General features: G+C 63.0%; 26 protein-coding genes. 23 read left to right on the top strand and 3 right to left on the bottom strand.

Going from position 1 to position 25820, the window contains the following annotated elements; translation table 11 throughout:
• The first annotated feature begins 11 nt into the window (after window positions 1-11).
• Genes ACWF6P_RS26555 through ACWF6P_RS26620 form a run of 14 tightly spaced genes read left to right on the top strand, consistent with a single transcriptional unit; the run spans window position 12 to window position 14348 of the window.
• Entirely contained in the window at window positions 12-563 is a 552-nt protein-coding gene (locus tag ACWF6P_RS26555; RefSeq protein ID WP_452623072.1) for a nuclear transport factor 2 family protein, read from the top strand.
• Between the two features lie 5 nt (window positions 564-568).
• Window positions 569-1816, top strand: coding sequence for a hypothetical protein (locus tag ACWF6P_RS26560; protein ID WP_452623073.1), 1248 nt, complete (start codon window positions 569-571; stop codon window positions 1814-1816).
• 26 nt (window positions 1817-1842) lie between these two features.
• Entirely contained in the window at window positions 1843-3480 is a 1638-nt protein-coding gene (locus ACWF6P_RS26565) for an acyl-CoA synthetase (protein WP_452623074.1), read from the top strand.
• Window positions 3481-3534: 54 nt separating this feature from the next.
• Complete coding sequence (locus ACWF6P_RS26570; protein ID WP_452623075.1) at window positions 3535-4788, top strand: cytochrome P450; 1254 nt, start codon at window positions 3535-3537, stop codon at window positions 4786-4788.
• A gap of 1 nt (window position 4789) precedes the next feature.
• A complete protein-coding gene (locus ACWF6P_RS26575; RefSeq protein ID WP_283306798.1) occupies window positions 4790-5563 on the top strand; it encodes an MlaE family ABC transporter permease in 774 nt (257 codons plus the stop codon).
• Window positions 5560-6432, top strand: a complete 873-nt coding sequence (locus tag ACWF6P_RS26580; RefSeq protein ID WP_452623076.1) for an MlaE family ABC transporter permease — start codon at window positions 5560-5562, stop codon at window positions 6430-6432. The genes ACWF6P_RS26575 and ACWF6P_RS26580 overlap by 4 nt, the downstream gene beginning before the upstream one ends.
• Before the next feature lie 9 nt (window positions 6433-6441).
• Complete coding sequence (locus ACWF6P_RS26585; RefSeq protein ID WP_452623077.1) at window positions 6442-7611, top strand: MCE family protein; 1170 nt, start codon at window positions 6442-6444, stop codon at window positions 7609-7611.
• Complete coding sequence (locus ACWF6P_RS26590; RefSeq protein ID WP_452623078.1) at window positions 7608-8630, top strand: MCE family protein; 1023 nt, start codon at window positions 7608-7610, stop codon at window positions 8628-8630. Before ACWF6P_RS26585 ends, ACWF6P_RS26590 begins: the two co-directional genes overlap by 4 nt.
• Window positions 8627-9649 (top strand): MCE family protein, encoded by a 1023-nt coding sequence (locus ACWF6P_RS26595; protein WP_452623079.1) that lies wholly within the window; start codon window positions 8627-8629, stop codon window positions 9647-9649. The genes ACWF6P_RS26590 and ACWF6P_RS26595 overlap by 4 nt, the downstream gene beginning before the upstream one ends.
• Entirely contained in the window at window positions 9649-10911 is a 1263-nt protein-coding gene (locus tag ACWF6P_RS26600; protein WP_452623080.1) for an MCE family protein, read from the top strand. Before ACWF6P_RS26595 ends, ACWF6P_RS26600 begins: the two co-directional genes overlap by 1 nt.
• Window positions 10908-12065, top strand: coding sequence for an MCE family protein (locus tag ACWF6P_RS26605; protein WP_452623081.1), 1158 nt, complete (start codon window positions 10908-10910; stop codon window positions 12063-12065). The genes ACWF6P_RS26600 and ACWF6P_RS26605 overlap by 4 nt, the downstream gene beginning before the upstream one ends.
• Entirely contained in the window at window positions 12062-13381 is a 1320-nt protein-coding gene (locus ACWF6P_RS26610) for an MCE family protein (protein ID WP_452623082.1), read from the top strand. Before ACWF6P_RS26605 ends, ACWF6P_RS26610 begins: the two co-directional genes overlap by 4 nt.
• Complete coding sequence (locus ACWF6P_RS26615) at window positions 13348-13884, top strand: hypothetical protein (RefSeq protein WP_256519359.1); 537 nt, start codon at window positions 13348-13350, stop codon at window positions 13882-13884. Before ACWF6P_RS26610 ends, ACWF6P_RS26615 begins: the two co-directional genes overlap by 34 nt.
• Before the next feature lie 5 nt (window positions 13885-13889).
• Window positions 13890-14348 carry a hypothetical protein gene (locus tag ACWF6P_RS26620; protein ID WP_378449807.1) on the top strand — a complete coding sequence of 153 codons (459 nt, stop codon included), beginning with the start codon at window positions 13890-13892 and terminating at the stop codon, window positions 14346-14348.
• Here ACWF6P_RS26620 and ACWF6P_RS26625 read toward each other — a convergent pair.
• A complete protein-coding gene (locus ACWF6P_RS26625) occupies window positions 14345-14935 on the bottom strand; it encodes a TetR/AcrR family transcriptional regulator (RefSeq protein WP_003943994.1) in 591 nt (196 codons plus the stop codon). The two genes, ACWF6P_RS26620 and ACWF6P_RS26625, sit on opposite strands and share 4 nt — an antisense overlap.
• A gap of 220 nt (window positions 14936-15155) precedes the next feature.
• Here ACWF6P_RS26625 and ACWF6P_RS26630 point away from each other — a divergent pair, with 220 nt between their 5' ends.
• Complete coding sequence (locus ACWF6P_RS26630) at window positions 15156-16694, top strand: FAD-binding protein (protein WP_452623083.1); 1539 nt, start codon at window positions 15156-15158, stop codon at window positions 16692-16694.
• Window positions 16695-16724: 30 nt separating this feature from the next.
• Here the strand turns inward: ACWF6P_RS26630 and ACWF6P_RS26635 are convergent, their stop codons facing one another.
• Window positions 16725-17234, bottom strand: coding sequence for a MarR family winged helix-turn-helix transcriptional regulator (locus tag ACWF6P_RS26635; protein WP_347872870.1), 510 nt, complete (start codon window positions 17232-17234; stop codon window positions 16725-16727).
• Between the two features lie 175 nt (window positions 17235-17409).
• On the opposite strand from ACWF6P_RS26635, the gene ACWF6P_RS26640 reads away from it, so the two are divergent.
• Window positions 17410-18192: a dioxygenase family protein gene (locus ACWF6P_RS26640; RefSeq protein WP_452623084.1), complete on the top strand. Its 783-nt coding sequence runs from the start codon at window positions 17410-17412 to the stop codon at window positions 18190-18192.
• Between the two features lie 39 nt (window positions 18193-18231).
• Here ACWF6P_RS26640 and ACWF6P_RS26645 read toward each other — a convergent pair whose 3' ends face one another.
• Entirely contained in the window at window positions 18232-18690 is a 459-nt protein-coding gene (locus ACWF6P_RS26645) for a peroxiredoxin (protein ID WP_452623085.1), read from the bottom strand.
• 57 nt (window positions 18691-18747) lie between these two features.
• On the opposite strand from ACWF6P_RS26645, the gene ACWF6P_RS26650 reads away from it, so the two are divergent.
• The 7 genes from ACWF6P_RS26650 (at window position 18748) to ACWF6P_RS26680 (ending at window position 25729) form a co-directional block, all read left to right on the top strand.
• Window positions 18748-20334, top strand: coding sequence for an anthranilate synthase component I (locus ACWF6P_RS26650; protein WP_378449776.1), 1587 nt, complete (start codon window positions 18748-18750; stop codon window positions 20332-20334).
• Window positions 20331-21038, top strand: coding sequence for a TIGR02234 family membrane protein (locus ACWF6P_RS26655; RefSeq protein WP_452623086.1), 708 nt, complete (start codon window positions 20331-20333; stop codon window positions 21036-21038). Before ACWF6P_RS26650 ends, ACWF6P_RS26655 begins: the two co-directional genes overlap by 4 nt.
• 126 nt (window positions 21039-21164) lie before the next feature.
• A complete protein-coding gene (gene trpC / locus ACWF6P_RS26660; RefSeq protein ID WP_003944016.1) occupies window positions 21165-21974 on the top strand; it encodes an indole-3-glycerol phosphate synthase TrpC in 810 nt (269 codons plus the stop codon).
• Window positions 21975-22048: 74 nt separating this feature from the next.
• Window positions 22049-23428 (top strand): tryptophan synthase subunit beta, encoded by a 1380-nt coding sequence (gene trpB / locus ACWF6P_RS26665; protein WP_452623087.1) that lies wholly within the window; start codon window positions 22049-22051, stop codon window positions 23426-23428.
• Window positions 23425-24228, top strand: a complete 804-nt coding sequence (gene trpA, locus ACWF6P_RS26670) for a tryptophan synthase subunit alpha (protein ID WP_058227003.1) — start codon at window positions 23425-23427, stop codon at window positions 24226-24228. The genes trpB and trpA overlap by 4 nt, the downstream gene beginning before the upstream one ends.
• Window positions 24225-25307: a prolipoprotein diacylglyceryl transferase gene (gene lgt, locus ACWF6P_RS26675; RefSeq protein ID WP_452623088.1), complete on the top strand. Its 1083-nt coding sequence runs from the start codon at window positions 24225-24227 to the stop codon at window positions 25305-25307. Before trpA ends, lgt begins: the two co-directional genes overlap by 4 nt.
• Entirely contained in the window at window positions 25304-25729 is a 426-nt protein-coding gene (locus ACWF6P_RS26680) for a TM2 domain-containing protein (protein ID WP_378548060.1), read from the top strand. The genes lgt and ACWF6P_RS26680 overlap by 4 nt, the downstream gene beginning before the upstream one ends.
• Window positions 25730-25820 lie beyond the last annotated feature (91 nt).

Here is a 25820-nt window from a genome sequence, read left to right on the forward strand (position 1 = left end):
AGGAAGTTCAGATGACCGGTTTCGACCGCGCAGAGCTCGACGAGATGGTCCAACGCTGGATCGAGGCGAACAAGAAGGCCGAAGCCGCCGGCGATTGGAAGCCGTTGGCGGACATGTACACCGAGGACGCCACGTACGGTTGGAACTACGGCCCCAAGCAGGATTTCATGGCGGTGGGGCGCGAGGAAATTCGCGAAGTCGCGCTCGGTCTCGAGATGAAAGTCCTCGAAGGCTGGGAGTACCCGTATCAAGACTTCGTCATCGACGATCGAAGCGGCAACGTGATCGGTTTGTGGAAGCAGATTTCCGACGCCAAGCGTGAGGACGGGAGCAATTACTCCGTCTACGGTATCGGCGGAAGTTGGTTCCGCTACGGCGGGGATTTCCAATGGTCCTGGCAGCGTGACTTCTTCGACTTCGGGAACGTGTCGGCACTGTTCATGGAGATGATCGGCAACAACGCACTCTCGAAGGGGATGCAGGGGCGGATCCAGCGATCGATTTCGGGCGACCCGCTACCGGGTTGGTATCGCGTGGGAACCGCGCCGGTTCCGCTGTGGTGAGTCCGATGTCGGTGCGCGATTCCTTCGAGGCACTCTCGCAGCGCGACCTTGCCGTGCTGGTGCCCGAGTTGCTCCTGTGCGGGCAACTCATCGACCGCTCGGGCATGGCACATCTGATCGTCGAGTTCGGCCGCGAAGGAATGGCGCAGGTGGCCGTCGAGGAATGGGAATCGGCCAGTCCCTGGTACACCCGCCGCATGCAGAAGGCCCTCGGATACGAGGGCGACGACGTTGTGACGATTTTCAAAGGGCTACAACTCGACATCGGCGCGCCGCCACAGTTCATGGACTTTCGATACCGGGTCGACGATCCGCTGCACGGTGAATTCTGGCTCGATCATTGCGGAGCGCTCATGGACGTCGAACCGTTGGGAGACGAGTTCGTCACTTCGATGTGCCACGACATCGAGGACCCGACCTTCGATGCGACTGCCATCGCGACCAACCCGCACGCCCAGATCCGCCCGATTCACCGACCCCCGCGCAGACCCGCGGACCGACATCCGCACTGCGCCTGGACCGTTGTCATCGACCCGTCACACACTCCACCGGTGATGACCGCACACACCGAGCAGATCGGACGCACTGAAGCGGTGACGGTCGTGCTGAGCCCGATCGATCACGGCGGGGACGGTAATTCGGACTATTCGGGGCCGTTGTTGTCGGACCTGAGGTTCTCCGACTTCTCACGTTCGGCCTTGGTTCGTATCGCAGAGGAGATCTGCGTGCAGCATCACTTGTTGGCGTTGGGTTTTCTGGCCGCGGTACGCCGTCGTGCCAGTGAGGACAAGGCGCGCGAGATCACGCGGAAGCAACTCACGGGAATCGCAGGAGTGGCTGCACAGCGCATCCGAGATGCGCTCGGCCTTCCTTCGACTCTGGAATCGCTGGCGTTGGTCCTGTCCTTGCACCCCTTGCTCAGTCCGAAGCAGTACGTGGAGAGCGAGATTCGACCCCACGGCGATGCTCTGGAGCTGTGGATCTCGCGAGAAGGTCTTGTCGACCGCGACGGTGGTTGGCCGACCTTGTTGGACAGCGGGCATCTCGATGCCCTCCAGGCATTGGTTCGCGGAGTGAATCCGCATTTCACCGTGAAGGTGGTGGCCGAAGATGCCGCGGGACTCCTTCTGGCCGTGGACATCACCGAAGCTCCGGCTCCGGAATGCGTCGAAGTAGCCATTACGAAGGTCAGTACCGGCGCGGCCTTCGTATTCGAAGATCGCGGAATTCCCTTGCCTCTCTTCGTCGTCTGAGTGACCGAACCCGAAGGACTCATCCAATGGCCTACACGTTCGCAGACCTGTTCGAGCATTCTGTCGACGCGATGCCCGATCGCCTCGCGCTGATCGTGTCCGGTGAGGAGGTGACTTACCGTGAGCTCGACGAGCGGGCCAACCAATTGGCGCACTACTTCCAGTCCGTCGGGTTGGGTGCCGGTTCGCACATCGGCATTCACCTGCACAACTCGATCGAGGCGATGGTCGCAGTCCTCGCGGCCTTTAAGATCCGCGGGGTTCCCATTACGGTGAACTACCGCTACACGAGCGACGAATTGGTCTATCTGTACGAGAACGCGGATCTCGAGGCGTTGGTTTTCCATCGTGGTTTCGCCGAACGAGTCGCCGAAGCCCTGCTGTCCACAGCGCGGGTGAAGCACGTCGTCGAGGTGCCCGACGAACTCGCTCTCGGGAATGAACCGTCGGTTCCGAGGGCAGTGGCGTACGGCGATGCCCTAGGTGACCAATCCCCGCTTCGTACAGGTGAACACGCATTTCCGGAGCGTTCCGGCGACGACGTCTACGTTCTCTACACGGGCGGAACCACCGGACGACCGAAAGGCGTCGTCTGGCGTCAGGAAGACATCTGGCGGGTGTTGGCCGGCGGCTACGACTTCTATTCGGGAGAGCCGATCGCCGACGAGTACCAACAGTCGCGTGGTGGCGCCGCGGCAGCCGAACCCATGCGGTGGTGCATGCTTCCACCGCTTATCCACACGTCCGCGTTGATGCCGACGTTCAATGCGCTGTTCTCGGGCAACACCGTCATCTTCGAACCCAAATTCGATGCCGCACACGTCTGGCGGGTCGTCGCCGAATATCGGCCGCAGGTCATGGTCATCACCGGTGACGCCATGGGTCGTCCACTGGTCGAAGCCCATCGCGAATTGCAACCTGATGCGTCGAGCCTGGCTGTACTCGCGTCCGGCGCTGCACTCTTCTCCGGTTCGGTCAAAGACGCGTTCTTCGACGTATTTCCGAATCTGATGATCTCCGATTCGGTCGGTTCCTCCGAAACAGGCTTCGGCGGAATCGGATTCGCAACCAAGGGTCTCGAGCAGCGCGGTGGCCCCAAGGTGGGAGCCAACAGATTCACTGTCGTCGTCGACGACGACAACCGAGTGTTGGAGCCGGGCTCGGGCGCCGAAGGATGGCTGGCGAAACTCGGTAACGTTCCACTCGGCTACTACAAGGATCCGGTGAAGTCGGCCGAGATATTCCGCGAGGTGAACGGTGCACGGGCAGTGGTGACCGGAGACCGGGCACGGATCGAGGACGACGGCTCGGTCACCCTCCTCGGACGGGGAAACATGGTGGTCAACACCGGCGGCGAGAAGGTCTTCGTGGAAGAAGTCGAAGCCGTGGTGAAGGCCCATCCCGACATCTACGACGCGACGGTGATCGGTGTTGCCGACGAGCGGTGGGGCAATCGGGTGGCGGCTGTGCTTCGCATCCGCGACGGTGTGGAACCGGATTTCGAATCCATCGAGAAGCACGCCCGCAGTCATCTCGCCGGCTACAAGATTCCGCGTTCCTTCTGGATCGCCGACGACGTTGTTCGAGCGCCGAGCGGTAAACCGGACTACCGGTGGGCAAAGGAGTTCTCGCAGAGCCGAGACCCTGCCCACCGGATCGACTAGCGCTCGCACGCCGCACCCGGCACCCCGTTACCCATCCGTAAAGGAGCATCTGCAATGCGTGAGATCGACCTTCCCGACGGGTTCGACGTGACCGACCCCCAGCTGTACGGCGAGCGCGTCCCGCTTGCCGAATTCGCCGAACTACGACGGTGCGCTCCGGTCTGGTGGAACGCGCAGGAACCGGGCACCGGCGGATTCCACGACGGTGGTTGTTGGGTGGTCTCTCGTCACGCAGACGTTCGCGACGTCTCGTTGCGCAGCGAGGAGTTCTCCAGCAACGTCAACGGTTGTATTCCGCGCCACGAGGACAACATCTCCGCTGAGGAGTTGGAGGCAACCAAACACGTCCTGATCAACAAGGACGCCCCCGAGCACACGCAGTTGCGCAAGTTGGTGGCGCGCTTGTTCACTCCGCGGTCGGTGGAAGCGATGCGAGCCGGCCTTCAAGCGCGCGCGGAGGCCATCACGTCGGCCGCAGTAGCGGAAGGTAGTGGTGATTTTGTCAGTCAGGTCGCCAGTGAGCTACCCATGCAGGCGATCTCGGAGCTGATCGGTGTCCCGCAGGACGGGCGTCGTCAGCTCTACGAATGGTCGAATCAGATGACGGGCTACGACGACGAGTCACTCGCCGGCGAGTCCCGGATGGCGTCGGCGCAGATCTTGGGCTACGCCTATCAACTGGCCGAGGCGAGACGTGACGAACCGCTCGACGACATCATCTCGCGCTTGGTTCATGCCGACATCGACGGACAGAAACTCACCCCGGAACAGTTCGGTTTCTTCGTCATCATGTTGGCCGTCGCCGGCAACGAGACTACGCGCAACGCCACGACGCTCGGCATGATGGCGTTTCTCGAACATCCGGATCAGTGGGAGCTGTACAAGCGTGAACGTCCGCGCACCGCTGCGGACGAGATCATCCGCTGGGCTTCGCCGCTCACGTCGATGCAGCGGACAGCAGTGGTGGACACACAGATCTCCGGCACCGCAATTGCGAAGGGACAGCGCGTCGTACTGCTCTACGGCTCGGCCAACTTCGACGAGACCGTGTTCGAGAACCCCGACGTCTTCGACATCACCCGAGATCCGAACCCGCACCTCGCATTCGGGGGAACCGGACCTCACTACTGTGTCGGCGCAAACCTGGCCAGAATGGAGGTCGACCTGATCTTCGGCAAGATCGCCGATCATATGCCCGACATCAGCAAACTCGGCGATCCGAGCCGCCTGTCGTCCGGATGGCTCAACGGAATCAAGGAATTCAAGGTCGATTACGGCAACTCCACGTCGTGTCCTTCGGGGCATTGACATGTACAGCGGAAAAGTTTCACTTGCCGGCCCGATGCGCGAACTCGGCCAGTTCTACCGGATGGGCGCCGATGTTGCAGTGGGCTTGTTCCGCACCCGCTTTCAGGTGCAGGAGTTTCTCGAGCAGAGCTGGATGATCGCCAGGGTGTCGATCGTGCCGACGGTGTTGGTGGCCGTGCCGTTCACGGTCCTGGTGAGTTTCACGCTCAACATCCTGCTCCGCGAGATCGGAGCCGCCGACCTCAGCGGCGCCGGGGCGGCGCTCGGCGCCGTGACCCAGGTCGGTCCGGTGGTGACCGTGCTGATCGTGGCAGGTGCCGGCGCGACAGCCATCGCCGCCGATCTGGGATCGAGAACAATTCGCGAAGAGATCGACGCCATGGAGGTGCTCGGGATCGATCCGATCAATCGTCTGGTGATTCCGCGGGTGGTCGCGTCGACCGTGGTGGCTTTGCTGCTCAACGGACTTGTCTGCGTCATCGGTATTGCCGGGGGCTACGCCTTCTCGGTGTTTCTCCAGGGCGTCAACCCCGGCGCGTTCGTCGAGGGAATCACGTTGCTGACCGGCCTGCCCGAGGTGGCGTTGTCGATGGTCAAAGCCGCACTGTTCGGGATGCTCGCGGGATTGGTGGCCTGTTATCGCGGACTGTCGGTACGTGGTGGGCCGAAAGGTGTGGGGGAGGCCGTGAACGAAACGGTGGTGTACGCGTTCATGGCGTTGTTCGTGGTCAACACCATCGTCACCGCGGTCGGCATCCGATTGACGGCGGGGTGACCCCGGTGACCTTGTCGCAATCGCTCGCACAGATCGGCAAGTTCGGACGCACGCGCGCGCGGGTGGCCCGGACGTCGCGCTCGATCGACGACGTCGGGCGACAAGCTGTCTTCTTCGCGCGCGCCATCGCTCACATCCCGTGGGCCATTCGCAAGCACCCGAAAGAAGTACTTCGACTGGTCGCCGAGATCAGCATGGGCACAGGCGCTTTGGCGGTGATCGGCGGCACCGTCGCAGTCGTGGGATTCTTGACTCTCGCCTCGGGCGGCACTATAGCGATTCAGGGTTTCAGCTCGTTGGGCAACATCGGAGTCGAAGCGCTGACCGGTTTCTTCTCGGCATTCATCAACGTGCGTATCGCCGCGCCGGTCATCGCGGGAATCGGTTTGTCCGCCACGATCGGCGCAGGTTCGACCGCACAGATCGGTGCCATGCGCATCAGCGAGGAGATCGACGCCCTCGAATCGATGGCGATCAGTTCGGTGCCGTACGTCGTCAGCACACGCGTCACTGCGGGGATGCTCGCGATTCTGCCGTTGTACTCCCTGGCGCTCGTAGGATCTTTTCTGGCCGGAAGGTTCACCACGGTCGTCCTGTTCGGTCAGTCGTCCGGCCTCTACGACCACTACTTCACGACGTTCCTCGATCCTGTGGACGTCGCGTGGTCGTTCGTTCAGGTGCTCGTGATGGCACTACTGGTGATGTTGATCCACACGTACTACGGATACAACGCGTCCGGCGGGCCGTCGGGTGTGGGAACCGCAGTGGGCCGCGGGGTTCGGCTCTCGCTTATCTGCGTCGTTGCGGTGACCCTGCTCGTCTCACTCGCACTCTACGGCGGTTCCGGCAACTTCAATCTGTCCGGTTAGGGGGACTGCGTGCACAGATACGGCTACAAGTTGGCTGCGCTCGGCCTGGCCGCGGCGATCATCGGGGTCATCGCCCTGGCGGTCGCGTCTTTCAACCAGACGTTTGTCCCGCGCGTGCCGATCACGGTGATTGCGGAGCGCGCGGGACTCGTGATGGATCCCGGCGCACGGGTGAAGATGGCCGGGGTGACGGTCGGCTCGGTGGAGTCCATCACGCCGAGCGACGACGCCACTGCACGACTGTCGTTGTCGATCGATCCCGCAGTGCTCGAGTCGATTCCGGCCAACGTAGAGGTGGCGATCACGTCGAATACAGCCTTCGGCGCGAAGTTCGTCAGTCTGTCCTCCCCGGAGCGGCCCGCGAGCACGCGCCTTGCCTCCGGGGCGACGATCGATGCTTCCCGGGTGACCGTCGAGTTGAACACCTTGTTCGAGAAACTGACCACCGTGCTCAGGACGGTGGATCCGGGCAAGCTCGATTCGACATTGGGCGCACTTTCGACCGCCCTGCAAGGACGTGGCGAGCGCCTCGGTGTCGCACTCGAACAAGCTGATACGTCATTGACCGAATTCAACACTGCACGTGAGGCGCTCGATCACGTGCTGACCGACCTGCCGACCGTCACGCAGACCTACCGCGACGCTGTTCTTGACCTCTTGGACACCCTCGGCTCGCTCACGACCACGGGCACCACTGTTCTCGACGAGCAGGAGAATCTCGACCTACTCCTGCTCAATGTGATCGGGCTGGCCCGCACCGGCGAGGACGTACTGGGAGCCAACGCCGACGGCGTCGACACCGTTCTTTCCCTGCTACGTCCGACGACCGCTCTGCTCGAGGAATACTCCCCGGTGATTCCCTGTATGTTCCACGGTCTGCAGGAGAGCAAGCGGATCGGCGACGGCGCCTACAACGGTCAACCGGGCATCAAGATGTCGATAGGTCTGATTGCCGGAACCGAACCGTACCGCTATCCCGACGACCTGCCCAAGGTGGCGGCTACCGGCGGTCCGCAGTGTATGGGTCTCCCTTTGCGTGATCCGAACGTCAACGCGCCGTACCTGGTGACCGACACCGGGGTGAATCCGTTTGCGCCCGAGCGTCAACCGAATGGTGGGCAGCCGATGAACACGGTCCCGGACCTGATGAGCTATCTGTTCGGGACGGAGATCCGATGAATGTTCGTGGGTACACCGTCAAGTTCGGGCTCTTCGTCCTGGTGATGATCCTCGTCAACGCCGGGCTGATCCTCGTATTCGGCCAGATGCGGGGCGGCGACGCCAAGTCGTACTCGGCGGAGTTCGTCAACGCCTCCGGGCTCAGAGCGGGCGACAAGGTGCGCATCGCCGGTGTACCGGTCGGCTCCGTCAGCTCGGTTGAATTCGGTGGGAATCATCGTGCCCACGTGAGCTTCAGCGTGGATGCGGGTGAGACCGTGACCACGTCGACGAGGGCCGCTGTTCGATATCAGGATCTGGTGGGCAATCGGTACCTCGAACTGCTCGACGACCCGGGAATCGCGGAACCGCAACCCGAGGGCGAGAGCATCCCCGTCGATCGCACCGCGCCGGCACTGGACCTCGATGCGTTACTCGGCGGCTTCAGACCGCTGTTCCAAGCGCTGGACCCGGAGCAGGTCAACGCGTTGTCGATGTCCTTGCTCGACGTGTTCCAAGGACAGTCCGGAACTGTGGCTTCGGTGCTGGCGCACACCGGCTCGATCACCAACACACTCGCCGATCGTGACCAACTGATCGGCCGTGTCATCGACAACCTCGACGGCGTGCTCAGTGAATTGCGCAGCCGCGGTAGCCAGTTCAGCGACACTCTCGATCACCTACAGCAGCTGGTCAGTGGGCTCGCGGCGGATCGGGAGATGATCGGGAGCGCCGTCGACAGCGTGAACACCGCATCGGGTACCTTCGCCGATCTCCTTGCCGGAGTTCGCCCGGACATCGCTGGGAACCTGTCGAAACTGGATGCAAGCCTGACTCCGCTGATCGACCAGCAGAGTGAGCTCGATCGGATTCTCGCATCGATGCCGTCGAACTACAGGCAGTTGATCCGAGTGGGTTCGTACGGATCGTTCTTCAATTTCTATCTCTGCGGTATCGCGCTGAAAGTCGACGGGGCAGACGGCACACCGCTCACTGTCGATTTGGTGGACCAGACGACCGGAAGGTGTGCGCCCCGATGAGAGAGATGGCACAGAACCAGGCAGTACGAGTGGGCGTCGTGGGATTGGTCGTCACGGCGGCCGTCGTACTGGCGTCGTTGCAGTATCAGAACCTCCAGTTCTTGAAATCAGGCGTCGGATACAGCGCGGTGTTCGCCGACGCCGGCGGCCTGGCTCAGGGAGACGAGGTCAATGCCGCAGGCGTGAAGATCGGGACGGTGGACAGGATCGAGGTCGAGAACGGACTCGCGCGCGTGGACTTCACACTGGACGGGTCGATCGGTCTGGGGGAAAGCACGTCTGCGGCGATCACCACGATGTCGCTCCTGGGCAAGCGGGCTGTGTCACTCGATGTGGACGGTGCGGGAAGGATCGCGGTCGGCGGCGAGATCCCGGTCGAGCGAACGAGATCGGCGTATTCGCTGCCCGACGTACTCGGCGATCTCACTACGACCGTGGAGGACATCGATCTCGACCAGCTCTCCGAATCGCTCGACGCGGTGGGGCAGGTGATGGGGGCCAGTGCGCCGAATCTGCGGCCGGCACTCGACGGTGTCGCGCGGATCTCCGACAGCGTCAATCGACGGGACGAGATGTTGCGCGGCTTGTTGTCCGATGCAAACGACGTCGCCGGGACGCTGGCCGAACGTGGACCACAGGTCAATGCACTACTCGTCGACGGCAACGCCCTGTTGGGTGAACTGGATCGGCGACAGGCGGCGCTGGGGGAAGTGATCACGAACATCTCGGCATTGTCGACCGAGCTGAGCGGACTCGTTCACGACAACGAGGCGCAATTGCAACCGGTCCTCGTCAAACTCGACACGGTTGTCGGCATTCTGCAGAACAACAAGGACAACCTCTCCCAAGGAATCGACGGTCTCGGCACGTACGTGGGCACGCTCGGTGACACCGTGGCCAGTGGGCCCTTCTACTACGCGTACGTCCAGAACCTGGTGCCGGCTCAATACACCCAACCCTTGATCAACGCGATGTTCGGGCTTCCGCCTGCGCCGCTACCGATTCCGGAGGTCAAGTGATGGGTGCAGCACACGTTCGTCTGTCGTCGAAGTGGCGCCGAATCGCCGCCGTCGGCGCAGGGATCATCGGCGCCGCGATCATCGTCGTATCGGGATACGTTGTGCTGCAACACGTGCGCTACTACAACGTGACGGCATACTTCACCTCGACGACCGGACTGTACGTCGGCGACGACGTTCGTGTCGTGGGAGTCGACGTCGGTCACGTCACCGGCATCACCCCGCAAGGAGACCGGATGCGCGTCGAACTGACACTGGCACGCGAGGTTCCGGTGGCCAGAGACGCAAAGGCGGTGATCGTCGCGCAGTCTCTGGTCTCGGCTCGCTTCGTGCAGTTGACGCCGGCGGTGACGGACGGCGGCGACGCGCTGGCCGACGGGGCGGAGATCGGGCTCGACCGCACGGCCGTCCCGGTGGAATGGGACCAGATCAAGGAACAGTTGGGCCGGGCCGCGGATGCATTGGGCCCGAACGGAGACGATCGGGGGCCTGCCGCCAACTTCCTGGACGGTGCCGGATCTGCACTCGCGGGCAATGGTGAAGCTCTGGGACGCTCGGTGACCGAACTCTCGGAGGCGATGAGCACGCTCGACGAAGGCGGCGCCGACCTGTTCGGCACGATCCGCGGCCTGCAGACTTTCACCACCGCACTCGCGGCAAGCGATGAACAGATCGTCCAGTTCCAAGGTCGGCTGGCGAATGTCACGAGCGTGCTCGCCGAGAGCCGGACGCAATTGGCGCCTGCTCTTGCCGATCTGGACGCCGCCGTCGGCGACGTGCGGCGATTTGTCGAACAGAACCGGGTTGGACTGACGGAGCAGGTCGCGAAGTTGGCGGATGTGTCGCAGGTGCTGGTCGACAAGCGCGCGGGCTTGGAAAAGGTGCTGCATCTGGCTCCGACGGCGTTGTCCAACTATTACAACGTGTACCGGCCGGCGCAGGGAGCAATGGTGGGTGTGCCCGCATTTCAGAACGTGGGTAATCCGATCGACTTGATCTGCGGCGGAATCGCCGGTCTGGCCAACGACACCTCGAAGAAGGGTGCGGATTTGTGCATCGAATACCTCGGCCCGTTGCTCAACACGATCAAGGCGAACTACCCGGATCTGAGCCTCAATCCGACCAGGGCACTCGGCGCGTTACCGGATCAGTTGATGTACAGCGAGCCTGATCTGAAACCGACTGCTGCGTTGGGCTTTCCGACCATGCCCCCGGCGCCTGACCTGGGCGGACTGCTCATGCCGTCGACGGAACCCCGATGACTACCCGGAGGTGGGTGACAGTGTGTCTGGGGGCGAGCACCGTGCTGGTTCTGGCGGGTTGCCAATGGAGCGGGCTGAATTCGGTTTCGCTGCCAGGCGCGGCTGGGCGCGGTGAGGGGAGTTTCGCAGTCGTGATCGAGATGCCGGACGTCACGTCGATAAGTCCCAACTCTCCGGTCATGGTCAACGACGTGACGGTCGGAAGTATCAGCGCGATCGAGACCGACAACTGGCACGCAAGGGTGACGGTCGCACTCGACGGTTCGGTGTCCCTGCCCGCCAATGCGACGGCCAAGATCGGCCAAACCAGCCTGCTCGGGTCAAAACACGTAGCGCTTGCGCCGCCTACCGATGTTGCGCCGGAAGGGCGGTTGTCGGAGGGATCGGTGATCCCCCTCGCGTCGGCCGGCGTCTATCCCACCACCGAGGAAGCGTTGACGGCACTGTCATTGGTCCTCAACGGCGGCGGGCTCGCTCAGATTCACAGCATCACCACGGAGCTGAACACGGCGCTCGGCGGACGGACCGACGCGGCTCGCGACCTGCTGAGTCAGATGGATACCGTGACCGAAACACTCGACCGCCAACGTGATGCGATGGTCACGACCATGGAGAATCTCGACGTCTTCGCCGGTGAAATCACGGCCCAGAGAGATGTTCTCGGTCAGGCATTGGAGACGCTCGATCCCGCCTTGGCGGAACTGAGCGCCCAGCGCGTGAGCCTGACCACCGCGCTCGATGCGGTCGGTAGGTTCGGGGACGTCGGGACCGATCTGGTCGATCGGACCCGCGACGATCTGAAAGCCAATTTGACCTCCTTGGAATCGACGCTGCAGAAGGTGGTCGAAACGGGGCCGGACCTGATCAACAATTTGGGCAACCTGAGTACCTTTCCCTTCCCTCAGACGACCATCGACGACGGAATGCGCGGCGATTACACCAATCTGTGGGCGCTGATCGACCTCACGAGTAATCGTCTCCAGTCGGGGCTCGGCTTCGGCACTCCGTTCGGGGCGCCGCAAACCTCCGTGGAGAACGGAATCCTGGTAGATCCCTTGACCGCCCCACTCGGCACAGGGCAGCCCGGCCCACTTGGCACAGGGCAGCCCGCCCCACTTGGCACAGGGCAGCCCGCCCAGGGCGGTGGACGATGATTCTCACGAAGTTGGTGCGAAGGCAATTGACGATCTTCGCGATCCTCGCCGTGATAGGCATGAGCGCGGCCGCGATCTCGTATCTGAGAGTTCCGACGATGCTCGGAATCGGGCGCTACACGGTGACAGTCGAACTGCCCGACGCCGGCGGTCTCTATCGCAACGCGAACGTGACGTACCGCGGCGACACCATAGGTCAGGTCAGGTCGGTGCGTCTCCTTCCAGGAGTTGTGCGCGCCGAATTATCCTTGGAGAGTGCGATTCCCGTTCCCGCCCGCGAGCTGACGGTAGCGGTGCGAAGTGTGTCGGCCATCGGCGAGCAATACGTCGACATGCAACCGAGTACCGCTGACGGACCCTTTCTGGCCGACGGAGCCGTGATCGGCCCCGACGCTGTCACGATCCCGACCGAGATCGGACCGGTCCTCGATCAGGCGCAGGCGATGCTCGCATCGGTACCGCAGGACAAGTTGCGATCGGTGATCGACGAGTCCGCGGCAGCGTTCGGTGGCAGGGGAGAGGACCTGGCTCGGCTGCTGGATTCGACCACCTCGTTCGTCGATCAGATGTCTGCTGCCACAACCCCGGCCACGACGCTCGTACAGCAGTTGGATCCGCTCCTTCAGACCCAGGTGGTGACGGGCGACCAGATCCGCCAGTGGGCGTCCAGTGTCGCTCAGCTCAGTGGGCAGTTGGAGGTCGCGGACGGCTCCGTGCGCAACATCCTCGAAACCGGACCGGGCCTTGCGACCGAGGCCGACTTGCTCTTTCAAGGCCTGAAACCCACTTTGCCTGTGTTGCTTGCCAATTTCACCAGCACCGCTCAGGTGGCCCTGACCTACAACGCGGGGTTGGAGCAGGTACTGGTCATCCTGCCGCCACTGGTCGCCGCTCAGGAAACCGTTGTCCAACGCGGGCAGGTGGACGGCGCCGCGAACGTCAACTTCCACCTCCAGGCGCAGGACCCTGCGGCCTGCTCGACCGGCTATCTTCCGGCCGATCAGCGACGAGACCCGACCCAGATGAGTGTCCCGGACACCCCGGCCGACTTGTACTGCAAAGTTCCGCAGAACTCGGTCTTCGCAGTTCGTGGATCCCGGAACATTCCCTGTATGGAGGTGCCGGGCAAACGAGCACCGAGCCCGGAGATCTGTCGGAGCCCAGATCCGTACGTCCCCTCGGGAACCAATGCTCCCGGCGAGTTGTACACGGGGCCAGACGGAGTCGACTATCAACACACGGAATTGGCTCCTGCTGCTTCCGATTCGGGGGAGGGTGAGCCGTGGCAACAGTTGCTGACGCCGACGAATCGCTGAGGGGCGAGGTGCTCGAGCCGGTCCGAGGGAAACGCGGTGTTCTCACTGCCCTGGCATGGATCGCACTCGCGGCTCTGAGCGTCGTTGTCGTCTTCGGTGCTCTGGCAGTTCGATCCGACCGGGCGCGAGAGACCCAGCGTCAAGAGTACGTCGACGGTGCGGTCGCAGGAGCCCTCGCTCTGATCGACGTTCACTCCGCCACAGTCGACGAGGATCTCGAGACACTGCAGTCGCTGAGTACGGGAACCTTTGCCGACGAACTGAAGTCCGGCGAATCTGCGTTCGTCGCGTCCATCCGTGATTTTGCCGTCGAATCCGACGGGCGTGTCGACACCGCAGCCTTGGCATCGGAATCCGGTAACTCGGGAGTGGTGCTGATCGCGGCATCTGCCCAGGTCGGCAATTCAGCGGGAGAGTCTTCGGCGCGCACCTACCGTCTGCGCGTCGGTGTCGAGGACGTCGACGGGCGGGTCCTGATGTCGAGTGTGGAGTTCGTGCCGTGAAGCGCATGGTCATGGCGCTTGCAGCGCTGGTCTTGATGGGAATCGGCGGCACTGCGATCTGGAGTCACCACCGTTCGGGGGACGCTGAAACCGCACGTGCCGAGGTGATCGGTGTGGCGCCCACGCTCGTCGAGAAGCTCCTGAGCTACAACAGCGATACCGTCGACGACGATCTCGCACGAGCGGCCGAGGGCGCCGGCGGATCGTTTCAGGACAGTTTCACCGAATTCGGATCGAAAACAGTTGCCCCACAGTCGAAGGAGCAGGGAATCAGCACGAAAGCCCGAGTCGTCGATGTCGGTGTGCTCTCCGTTGCCGCGGACCGCGCGGAAGTGCTCGTGTTCGTCGATCAGATCACGACGAGTACCGCGCAACCGGCACCTGCGTCGACGTCGAGCCGAGTCGAGGTGACGCTCGATCGAGTCGAGGGAACATGGTTGGTGAGTGCCATGACTCCGGTCTAGTGGAGGTTGTCGCGACCGGCCATGATCAGCCTGGCGGTGACTTCGAGACGATCTGCGATCTGCGAATACGACTCGTACCCCATGCCTGCTCGGACAAGCGCTCCGGACCAGGAGATTTCGAGTGCTTCGAGCACGTCGGGATCGTACGACGGACCCAGGGCCTCGATGAGCCGCTCGCGGATGTTCTTGCCGATACGTCCGCGGAGGTGTTCGACGTCGGGATCATTGCCCATCATCGCCGTGGTCACTGCCGCCGCCAGCTCCGGTTCGTCGGAAACGAGCAGTGCGACGCTGCGTAGGACCGAACAGACCTGCGCTTCCCGTTCCGCCTCGGGGGAGGGCTCGTGGGGTACCGCGTCGAGGCGACGCCAGAACAGTTCTGCCACAAGGTGACTCTTGGACGAGAAATAGGTATATGCCGTAGCCGCGGCGACACCGGCCTCTGCTGCCACCATCCGCACGGTCAGATCGGCAAACCCTTTGTCGCGCAGGACCGTGATCGCTGCCGCGGTCAATCGATCGACGGTTTCGGCTTGCTGCTGGGTCAGTCGGCGGCGAGTGGACTCGAACTTGGTCTTACCAGACATGTGTCCAGACACTACGGGATCAGACCCATGCGAGCAAAGTGTGCGCTATCTCCGCCTGTTCTCGCTCCCGCTCGGTGTCATGTCTCGCTCCCGCTCGGTGTCATGTCTCGCTCCCGCTCGGTGGGAGAGAATTTCGAACCCCCGCGATCGCTAAGTCCATGTGTTAGAACGATTTCTAGAACATGTTCGGAAATTGTGCCCAGAATCAGAGAGGCTGACGATGACGAAGTGGGACGAGACGTGCGACGTACTCGCTGTGGGATCAGGCGGTGGACTCGCCGGCGCGTACACGGCAGCCCGCGAAGGCCTCGACGTCATTGCGATCGAAGCAACCGACAAGTACGGCGGAACAACGGCGTACTCGGGCGGCGGCGGAATGTGGTTCCCGTGCAACGCTGTTCTCCGCCGCGGTTGCGACGACGACACCATCGAGGATGCGCTGGAGTACTACCGATCAGTGGTGGGTGATCGTACGCCCGCCGACATTCAGGAAGCCTACGTTCGAGGTGGCGCCGGGTTGATCGACTACCTCGAGGAGGACTCGAACTTCGAGTTTCAGATACTGCCGTGGCCCGATTACTTCGGTGAAGAGCCCAAGGCGCGAGCGAGCGGACGGCACATTGTTCCCAAGCCGATGAACGCGAACAAGCTGGGTGCGCTTCGTGATTCGCTTCGTCCGCCGCTGGCGACGGAACGGCTGGGGGAGGAGTTGCCGAAGTACCTCGTCGGCGGCCAGTCGTTGATCGGTCGATTTCTGTTGGCTCTTGCCGAACTCCCGAACGTCACCATGCACCTGAAGACCACTCTCGAGGAACTGGTTGTCGAGGACGGAGCGGTGGTCGGAGCCGTCGTCGACCGAGATGGTCGGCGTCGAACCATTCAGGCACGCAGAGGAGTGATCCTCGCCGCCGGTGGATTCGAGCAGAACGAGACCATGCGTGCCGAATTCGGTGTCCCGGGATCAGCTCTCGACACGATGGGCTGCCCCGGCAACCTCGGGAAGGCGCACCAGGCGGCGGTCGCCGCGGGTGCCGACACCGACCTGATGGGCGAGGCCTGGTGGTCGCCGGGACTCACCCATCCAGATGGGCGCTCCGCGTTTGCGCTGTGGTTCACGGGCGGAATTTTCGTGGACGACAACGGTTGTCGGTTCGTCAACGAATCTGCACCGTACGACCGCTTGGGCCGCGCCGTCATCGAACACATGCGGGCTGGGAAAGTAACCACGCCGTATTGGATGATCTACGACAGCCGGGAAGGCTCAGTGCCGCCGGTGAAGGCACCCAACGTCCCGTTGGCTCCGTCGGAGCAGTACGTGGATGCCGGATTGTGGAAGAGCGCCGAGACACTCGAAGACCTTGCCTCCCAGATCAATGTTCCCGCGGAGAATCTGGTGGAAGCCGTGAAGCGGTTCAACGCATCGGCGGCAACCGGCGTCGACACGGACTTCGGTCGAGGAGGTACCGCGTACGACCGAGCCTTCTCGGAGGGCGCGTCGCCGCTCGTCCCGATAGATCGGGGACCGTTCCACGCCGCTGCTTTCGGTATCTCCGATCTCGGAACGAAAGGTGGTCTACGTACCGACGCGACCGGGCGCGTGCTGAAGACTTACGGGACGGTTATCGCGGGGTTGTATGCGGCCGGAAACACGATGGCAGCGGCCAGCGGGACGGTGTATCCGGGCGGTGGAAACCCGATCGGTGCGAGCATGCTGTTCAGCCACCTGGCGGCGATGGACCTGACGAAGCCGCCGTCGTAGGCAGCAGTCGCCCGTTTCGGGACTGGCTGGTCAGGCCTTGCCGAGTCCGGCGGCGATTCCCTTGTCCAGTTGGGTGAGCATTGCCGTACCCAGGGACGAAAGCTGGGCAACCTGGCGATCGTCGAGGCCCTCGAAGAGCAGGCCCTGGACAGACGCGACGTGCGGTGGCGCGGCCGCGACAACTTTTGCCATGCCTTCGTCGGTGAGTACCGCGTTGGATCCACGGCTCCCGCGGATGACTTCCCGTTTCACCCAACCGGCCTTCTCCATCTTCGTGATGACGTGAGAGAGACGGGACAGGGACGCGTTCGCGCGCTGCGCCAGTACCGACAACTGGAGTTTGTGGTCGGGGGCGTCCGAGAGTGCGGCCAGCACGAAGTACTCGAAGTGAGTGAGTGCCGAATCTCGTTGCAGTTGAGTGTCGAGTGCGGCCGGCAACCGAGTCACCAGAGCGATCAGTGTCAGCCAGGCTTCCTGCTGCTCGGCTGTGAGCCACTTCGTCTGAGACTGCGCGTCGGTCTGCGCGGTCGGTTCACTCATCGGTGACTTCTCCTTCGGGTCGAGCATTCTTCTTGCACAGAGCGTGCTGGTGTACAGCGTCTCAGACGCATGTCCAGAAGAATCTTGCGGGGAATAGTTGCGGGACGCAAGTGTTGAGTTCTATATTAGGTTGAACCTTCAACTTAACGACGAATGTCTATCCCGAGGAGTCCGTATGTCCACCACGACAATGCCTGCGCTGTATCTCAGCCACGGTGCTCCACCCCTGGTGGACAGTGCGTTGTGGGTCGAGCAGTTGGGGGCGTGGGCCGGCGATCTTCCGAGACCGACGGCAATTCTCGTCGTCTCGGCGCACTGGGAATCAGCACCGCTGACGATCGGATCGACGACAACGGGGACCCCGCTCATCTACGACTTCGGCGGTTTTCCCGCGAGGTTCTACCGCGCGAAGTACAACTCTCCCGGCGCTCCGGACCTCGCCGCACAGGTCGCCGCATTGATGCCGGACAACGAACGGGTGGTTCAGCAGCCGAATCGGGGCCTCGATCACGGTGCCTACGTGCCGCTCACGGTGATGTACCCGGATGCGGACATCCCGGTCCTGCAGATTTCGCTGCCCACTCTCGACCCCGAGCGTTTGCTCCATCTCGGTGAGCGCCTACGGCCCCTCCGCGAGCAAGGTGTGCTGATCGTGGGATCTGGATTCACCACGCACGGGCTACCGTTCCTGCGCGATCCGTCGCCGGAAGCGCAGGCCCCGGGATGGTCGGCGGAATTCGATGCGTGGGCAGGGGAGAGGTTCGCTGCCGGTGACGTCGATTCGTTGATCGACTTCCGCGCCCAAGCTCCCGGGATGCCGTACGCGCATCCGACCATCGAGCACTTCGCCCCGTTGTTCGTCACGCTCGGTGCGTCGTCCGATCCGGAACAGATACCCACCCAGGTGATCGACGGATTCTGGATGGGACTTGCGAAGCGCTCGATTCAGGTCGCCTAGAGATTCGGGTAGCCCGGAGAATCGGGTTGCCCAGGGAAGTCAGCTCCGATTGCGAAGGAACTCGAGTGCCTGGTCGCCGTGTGTGTTGGCGCGCAGCTCGCTCGAGATGACTTTGAGAACGGTGCGGTCGGTGTCGATCACGAAGGTCGAGCGTTTGACCGGAGCCAGCTTGCCCAGAAGCCCGCGCTTGACGCCGAACTGTTCGGCTACCGCGCCGTCGGTGTCGGCAAGCAAGGGGTAGTCGAACGACTGTGCGGTTGCAAAGGTGGACTGCGCTTCGATCGTGTCGGTGCTGATGCCGGCCCGCGAAGCACCCACCGCTGCGAATTCGCCGCCGAGGTCACGGAAGTGGCACGCCTCGGCGGTGCACACCGGCGTCGAGGCTGCCGGGTAGAAGAAGAGGACCAGGGGTCCGTTCTCGAGCAGGCTCGTCAGCGAGCGCGGAGTTCCGTCCTGGTCGGGCAGCGAGAATTCGGGAGCGAGTTGGCCTGGTTTCATTCGGCCGAGGTTACCCGCGCACGACGACCGCGTGGGGGAGCCTGGGATGATGGAGCCATGCACGGCGAGCCCACCTCCATGTCCGCACGGTCGTCCGACACCGCGATCGTCGGTGACGCGTCCGATTCCACCACCACTCGGGAGCAGTTCCGTGCTCTCGCAGCCGAGCACCGGGTCGTACCGGTCACTCGGAAAGTGTTGGCGGACTCCGAAACTCCGCTCTCGGCATACGAGAAGTTGGCCGGCAATCGTCCCGGCACCTTCCTGCTCGAGTCGGCCGAGAACGGTCGTTCGTGGTCGCGGTGGTCGTTCATCGGCGTCGGAAGCCCGGCCGCACTGACCGTCGTGGACGGAGAAGCCGCGTGGTACGGCAATGTTCCCGCCGGCGCTCCGGCCGGCGGCGACCCGATCGATGCGCTCGGTGCCACCCTTGAACTACTTCGTTCGGAGCGGCTGCCCGACCTGCCGCCTCTGACGGGTGGGATGGTCGGATTCCTCGGCTACGACGCGGTTCGGCGACTCGAGAAATTGGGTGACTCGGCGGTCGACGACCTGCAGATCCCCGAGATGGTCATGCTGCTCGCTGCCGACATCGCCGCCGTCGATCACCACGAAGGGGCGATCACCCTCATCGCCAATGCCGTCAACTGGGACGGTACCGACGAGCGTGTCGACACGGCCTACGACGACGCGGTCGCCAGGTTGGACGCGATGACTCGCGCTCTCGCGGCGCCGGCGAAATCGACCGTCTCGACCTTCTCGAAAGCGACTCCGAACTACCGCCGTCAGCGCACCACCGAAAGTTTCGGTGTCGACGTCAAGAAGCTGATCGGCGACATCGAAGCGGGCGAGGCATTCCAGGTAGTGCTCTCGCAGCGATTCGAGATCGATTGCACTGCAGCGCCGATCGACGTGTACCGGATGCTGCGCGCGTCGAACCCCAGCCCGTACATGTATCTGCTCAACGTGCCGAACGGTGATGGTGAGACCGCGTTTTCGATCGTCGGTTCGAGTCCGGAGGCACTGGTCACGGTCGCCGAGGGTGTCGCGACAACGCACCCGATTGCGGGCACCAGATGGCGCGGTGCCACCGAGGAGGACGACATCCTGCTGGAGAAGGATCTCCTCGCCGACGAGAAGGAGAACTCCGAGCACCTCATGCTCGTCGATCTCGGGCGCAATGATCTGGGTCGTGTCTGCCGACCGGGCACGGTGAAGGTGCACGACTATCGGCACATCGAGCGTTACAGCCATGTCATGCATCTCGTCTCGACCGTCACCGGTCATCTGGCCGAGGGAAAGCACGCTCTCGACGCGGTGACCGCATGCTTCCCCGCTGGAACCCTCTCGGGCGCGCCCAAAGTGCGGGCAATGCAGTTGATCGAAGAACTCGAGCCCACCAGGCGGGGTATCTACGGCGGCATCGTCGGCTACCTCGACTTCGCCGGTGACGCCGACACCGCGATCGCTATCCGAACGGCATTGATCAAGGACGGGGTCGGATACGTCCAAGCGGGCGCCGGCGTCGTGGCCGACTCGGATCCTGTCTACGAGGACACCGAGGCACGCAACAAGGCGATGGCAGTACTGAGCGCCATCGCGTCGGCGCACACCCTGCGCACCATCGGAGGTGACGACCTGTGAGTGAGAACGAGTCGATTGCAGCGGAGCAGCCTACAAGCGCTTCTCGTGGCACCGCTGTGCCGAGAACGCTTCTGCTGGCGTTGTCGGCGGCAGCTTTGTGGGGCAGCTCACGAATGACGTGGGTTCATCTGACCTCGAGTGACGGCAAGACGCTGGAGCGGTCGACGGACCTCGACGGCAGCACGTGGGCGGCGGCGATGACTCCACTCGCGCTTGCGCTGCTAGCGGCTATCGCGGCTTCGTTTGCGGTGCGAGGTTGGGCCCTGCGGGTAGTCGGACTGTTGGTGGCACTCGTCGCTATCGCGGTTGCGGTTCCGGCGGTGCAGTTGTTGGTTTCCGGAGCTCCTGCGGATCGAGCGGTGGAGTTGGCCGAGTTGTCCGGTCACCCGGAAGATCTCTCGACGACTGTTTCGGTACTGCCTGCCTTGCTTGCGTTGCTCGGAGCGGTGGCGGCGCTCGGCGCAGCAGTACTTCTGATGCGCAAACCTCCAGTGCGAGGCGGGTTGTCGTCGAAGTACGACAACCCTGCCGCGCGCCGCGAAGCTGCAACCAAGCTCGGTCAGGGAGACACACCCGCGTCGGACGAGCCTGTGACACAACGGATGTTGTGGGACGCGCTCGATGCCGGAGAGGACCCGACAGTGGCTGACGGGGACGAGGGAGCTGGGGGAGGCAACGGTGCGAAACCGGGTTCGTCGCACTGAGTAAGACTGAACCCTCACCTGCGTGGGTACCCCGACGGAGTAGCAAAATTTCGTCCCACTAGGCTGAGACCACCCTGATGACGTATCTCACATCGGGCTCTTGCCCAGAAAGGATTTCGGGCCACGATGACCGTACTCGACTCGATTCTCGACGGGGTGCGCGCTGATGTCGCCGCCCGCGAAGCCGTACTCGACTTCGCTGCAGTCAAGGCTGCTGCGGCCGCTGCACCGCCTGCACTCGATGCTGCAGCAGCACTTCTGGAATCGAGCATCGGCGTCATCGCCGAGGTCAAGCGAGCGAGCCCGTCAAAGGGTGCGTTGGCCGACATCGCCGATCCCGCAGAGCTTGCCGCGGCCTACCAAGCCGGTGGCGCACGCATCATCAGTGTTCTCACCGAAGAGCGCCGTTTTCACGGCTCGCTCGCCGATCTCGACGCGGTTCGCAAAGCTGTCACCATTCCGGTGCTGCGCAAGGACTTCATCGTGGGGCCGTACCAGATTCACGAGGCTCGCGCTCATGGCGCCGACGTCATCTTGCTGATCGTTGCCGCGCTCGAACAGCAGGCGCTCGCCTCGCTGATCGATCGCACCGAATCCCTCGGAATGACGGCCCTCGTCGAGGTGCACACGGAAGAAGAAGCCAACCGCGCGCTCGAAGCCGGCGCCAAGGTGATCGGTGTGAACGCCCGCAATCTCAAGACTCTCGAGGTGGACAAGAACACCTTCGGTCGGATTGCTCCCGGTCTACCGACCGAGACGATCAAGATCGCCGAGTCGGGTGTTCGCGGAACTGCTGATCTGTTGGCGTACGCCGGTGCGGGTGCCGACGCGGTGCTCGTCGGTGAAGGCCTCGTGACCAGCGGTGACCCTCGCAAAGCCGTCGCAGATCTGGTCAACGCCGGCGCACACCCGTCCTGCCCGAAACCGTCTCGATAAAGCGCATCACCGGCCCGGCGTGCTTTGACGCACCCGGGCGGTGACCAGCGGCACCCTTGGGGCAGACTGGTGGGGTGACTTCACGTACTCAGGAACCAGGCTCCGGTGCAGTATCAAGTGCAGCATTCAAGGGCGGCAATCTGCCGCTCGCCAGCGCGGGACTCACCGAGCGCTCACATGATCCCGATGCCGGGGGCCATTTCGGCGTCTACGGCGGACGGCATGTGCCGGAAGCTCTCATGGCGGTCATCGAAGAGGTCACCGCGGAGTACGAAAAGGCTCGTGCGGACGACACGTTCTTGAACGAACTCGATCGCTTGCAGCGCGATTACACCGGACGACCGTCGCCAATTTTCGAGGCAACGCGAATGAGTGAGTTCGCCGGTGGTGCGCGCATCCTTCTCAAGCGTGAAGATCTGAACCACACCGGTTCTCACAAGATCAACAACGTTCTCGGTCAGGTTCTGCTGGCAAAGCGCATGGGTAAGACCCGCATCATCGCCGAGACCGGAGCAGGCCAGCACGGTGTGGCGTCGGCCACCGCCTGTGCACTGCTCGGTCTCGAGTGCGTCATCTACATGGGTGCTGTCGACACCGAACGTCAAGCACTGAACGTCGCCCGCATGCGCCTACTCGGCGCGGAGGTCGTCTCTGTCGAGACCGGTTCGCGCACGCTCAAGGATGCGATCAACGAAGCCTTACGGGACTGGGTTTCCCACGCGGACAACACCTATTACTGCTTCGGTACCGCGGCAGGTCCGCACCCGTTCCCCACCATCGTTCGCGACTTCCAGCGAGTGGTCGGCCTCGAAACTCGTGTCCAGGTTCAGGCACTGACCGGCCGCCTGCCTGATGCAGTCACAGCCTGCGTCGGAGGTGGCTCCAACGCAATCGGAATCTTCCACCCCTTCATCGACGATCTGTCGGTACGGCTGGTTGGCTACGAAGCAGCCGGCGACGGTGTCGAAACCGGAAGGCATGCAGCAACGTTCGCCGGCGGTACCCCTGGCGCTTTCCAGGGTGCCTACTCCTACCTGCTCCAGGACGAAGATGGTCAGACCATCGAATCGCACTCGATCTCTGCTGGTCTGGACTACCCGGGCGTCGGACCCGAGCACGCTTACCTGAGCGATATCGGGCGTGCCACCTACGAACCCGTCACCGACAGCGAAGCGATGGATGCTCTTCTGCTGCTCTCGCGCCGCGAAGGCATCATCCCGGCCATCGAATCCGCCCACGCCGTTGCCGGCGCGCTCCGACTGGGCAAGGAACTCGGCGAGGGCGCGATCATCGTCGTCAATCTCTCCGGTCGCGGTGACAAGGACATGGATACCGCCGCAAGCTGGTTCGGCCTTTTCGACGGATCTTCGGATCAGGCGACCGCTCCCGATGACGCTGCAGTTCCGGATAACACAGCAGACCAGAACGACAACACGGAAGGCTCGGACAAGTGAGCGAACGACCATCACGCCTCGCACCCACTTTTGCTGCGTGCAAGGCTGACAAGCGCGCCGCCCTCGTCGGATACCTTCCTGCCGGTTACCCGACGGTTCCCGAGTCGATCGACGTGTTCAAGGCGATGGTCGACGGTGGCTGCGACATCATCGAAGTCGGTGTCGCGTACTCCGATCCGGTCATGGACGGTCCGACCATCCAGCGCGCAGCCGAAACTGCACTCTCGAACGGTGTCCGTCTGCGCGACATCTTCACCGTGATCGAGCAGATCAGCTCGGTCGGCGGCAAGGCCGTCGTGATGACGTACTGGAACCCGGTGCTGCAGTACGGCGTCGAGAAGTTCGCACGGGACCTCGCCTCCGCCGGTGGACTCGGACTGATCACCCCCAACCTCATTCCGGAAGAAGCAGGCGCCTGGATGGAAGCATCCGAGGAGCACCACCTCGACCGGATATTCCTTGTCGCTCCGTCCTCGACCGAGGAACGGCTCGCCATGACGCTCGACGCGAGCAGCGGATTCATCTACGCGGCCTCGACAATGGGTGTCACCGGCGCGCGAGACGCCGTCTCGTCCATGGCTCCGGAACTGACCGCACGAATCCGCGCGCACTCCGACATCCCTGTCGGCGTCGGACTGGGAGTTCGCTCCGGCGCGCAAGCTGCCGAAATCGCGGCATACGCCGATGCCGTCATCGTGGGTTCGGCCCTGGTCTCCGCGGTCGAGAACGGGTTGGGTGCGGTTCGCTCGCTCACCGAAGAACTCGCCGAGGGCGTCCGCTCGGCTACCGTGGCGTCGTGACCTCAACTGTGGACCTGCTGGCCTATATCCCCAGCCCGCCCCAAGGCGTCTGGTACGTCGGACCGGTGGCGCTGCGCGCCTACGCGCTCTTCATCATCCTCGGCATCATCGTCGCGATCGTGTGGGGAGATCGTCGTTGGGTCGCCCGCGGTGGCGAGAAGGGGACCGTTCTCGACATCGCGATCTGGGCTGTTCCCTTCGGTCTGATCGGTGGCAGGCTCTACCACGTATTGACCGACTGGCCTGCCTATTTCGGTGAGAACGGTACGCCTCTCGACGCGCTCAAGGTGTGGCAGGGCGGCCTCGGAATCTGGGGAGCTGTCTTCCTCGGCGGTATCGGTGCGTGGATCGGCTGCCGGCGACGCGGCATTCCCGTATCTGCCCTCGGTGACGCGATTGCGCCCGGCATCCTGCTCGCGCAGGCCATCGGCCGTATCGGCAACTACTTCAACCAGGAGTTGTACGGTCGCGAGACCACCGTGCCGTGGGGCCTCGAGATCTTCGAGCGTGTGAACTCTTCCGGCCAACTCGATCAGCTCGCAGGTGTCTCCAACGGAGAAGTCATCCGGGTCGTTCACCCGACGTTCCTCTACGAGGCTGTGTGGAACGTCCTGATTGTGATCCTGCTTGTCCTCGTCGACCGCCGATTCAAGATCGGCCACGGACGCCTCTTTGCTCTGTACGTCGCGGGCTACTGCCTGGGCCGGTTCGTCGTCGAGCTGATGCGCGACGATTTTGCCTACGAGATCGCCGGCATTCGAGTCAATACCTTCACTTCGGGGATCGTGTTCTTCGCCGCGCTTGCCTACTTCTTCCTGGCGAAGAAGGGGCGTGAGGATCCGGCTGATTTGAAGTCGAAGAACCACGTTGCTGCGGTATCTGTCGGTGAAGCAGGAGTCGCGACGCCCGTTACCGAGACTGATTCAGCGAAGGCCGATGCGAAGGCCGATGCACAGGCTGATGCAAAGGCCACTGAATCTGATTCCCCTCAATTCGATTCCGGTGAGGCAAGCGCCTCAACGGCAGCGTCGGACGAGTCGTCGGACGCGGTGAAGCTGTCGAAGAAAGACAAGCCGTGACAGGTCCCTATTCGCAGGGAGGATTCCCCGAGGATCAGGGCCCGGTGTACGGCGCGCCCAATCCGTACGGCTATCAGCAGCCACTGCCGGCTCCGTCGATGTACGGGTTCGGTGATCCGTACGCGCCGTACGGTCGGCACCCGGTAACCGGGGAACCGTATTCCGACAAGTCGAAGGCCACCGCCGGCCTGTTGCAGATTTTGCTGGGCTTCTTCGGAATCTGTGGAGTCGGGCGTCTCTATATCGGAAGTGTCGGCATCGGACTGTGCCAACTGCTCGGCATGTTCTTCGCGCTGTTCATGTCTGCGTTCCTCATCGGAATTCCATTTGCCATCGGAATTTGGATCTGGGCGTTCATCGACGGCATCGTGATACTTTCGGGCAATGCGCGGGACGGTGCTCGCCGGCCATTGCGAGGATGAGTCGCGAGCACGAACTGAGGATCGATGTGTGGGGGACTGGCCTCGAGAAGGTCGAACCCTTCTCGCGGCCCGATAACAAAAGCTATTACGT

Source organism: Rhodococcus sp. NPDC055024 (genome assembly GCF_053608585.1).

Excerpts from the sequence above, each read along its gene's own strand:
- ACWF6P_RS26555 (WP_452623072.1), top strand. The coding sequence starts at position 12 with ATGACCGGTTTCGACCGCGCAGAGCTCGACGAGATGGTCCAACGCTGG.
- ACWF6P_RS26560 (WP_452623073.1), top strand. The coding sequence starts at position 569 with ATGTCGGTGCGCGATTCCTTCGAGGCACTCTCGCAGCGCGACCTTGCC.
- ACWF6P_RS26565 (WP_452623074.1), top strand. The coding sequence starts at position 1,843 with ATGGCCTACACGTTCGCAGACCTGTTCGAGCATTCTGTCGACGCGATG.
- ACWF6P_RS26570 (WP_452623075.1), top strand. The coding sequence starts at position 3,535 with ATGCGTGAGATCGACCTTCCCGACGGGTTCGACGTGACCGACCCCCAG.
- ACWF6P_RS26575 (WP_283306798.1), top strand. The coding sequence starts at position 4,790 with ATGTACAGCGGAAAAGTTTCACTTGCCGGCCCGATGCGCGAACTCGGC.
- ACWF6P_RS26590 (WP_452623078.1), top strand. The coding sequence starts at position 7,608 with ATGAATGTTCGTGGGTACACCGTCAAGTTCGGGCTCTTCGTCCTGGTG.
- ACWF6P_RS26595 (WP_452623079.1), top strand. The coding sequence starts at position 8,627 with ATGAGAGAGATGGCACAGAACCAGGCAGTACGAGTGGGCGTCGTGGGA.
- ACWF6P_RS26600 (WP_452623080.1), top strand. The coding sequence starts at position 9,649 with ATGGGTGCAGCACACGTTCGTCTGTCGTCGAAGTGGCGCCGAATCGCC.
- ACWF6P_RS26605 (WP_452623081.1), top strand. The coding sequence starts at position 10,908 with ATGACTACCCGGAGGTGGGTGACAGTGTGTCTGGGGGCGAGCACCGTG.
- ACWF6P_RS26610 (WP_452623082.1), top strand. The coding sequence starts at position 12,062 with ATGATTCTCACGAAGTTGGTGCGAAGGCAATTGACGATCTTCGCGATC.
- ACWF6P_RS26620 (WP_378449807.1), top strand. The coding sequence starts at position 13,890 with ATGGTCATGGCGCTTGCAGCGCTGGTCTTGATGGGAATCGGCGGCACT.
- ACWF6P_RS26625 (WP_003943994.1), bottom strand. The coding sequence starts at position 14,935 with ATGTCTGGTAAGACCAAGTTCGAGTCCACTCGCCGCCGACTGACCCAG.
- ACWF6P_RS26630 (WP_452623083.1), top strand. The coding sequence starts at position 15,156 with ATGACGAAGTGGGACGAGACGTGCGACGTACTCGCTGTGGGATCAGGC.
- ACWF6P_RS26635 (WP_347872870.1), bottom strand. The coding sequence starts at position 17,234 with ATGAGTGAACCGACCGCGCAGACCGACGCGCAGTCTCAGACGAAGTGG.
- ACWF6P_RS26640 (WP_452623084.1), top strand. The coding sequence starts at position 17,410 with ATGTCCACCACGACAATGCCTGCGCTGTATCTCAGCCACGGTGCTCCA.
- ACWF6P_RS26645 (WP_452623085.1), bottom strand. The coding sequence starts at position 18,690 with ATGAAACCAGGCCAACTCGCTCCCGAATTCTCGCTGCCCGACCAGGAC.
- ACWF6P_RS26650 (WP_378449776.1), top strand. The coding sequence starts at position 18,748 with ATGCACGGCGAGCCCACCTCCATGTCCGCACGGTCGTCCGACACCGCG.
- trpC (WP_003944016.1), top strand. The coding sequence starts at position 21,165 with ATGACCGTACTCGACTCGATTCTCGACGGGGTGCGCGCTGATGTCGCC.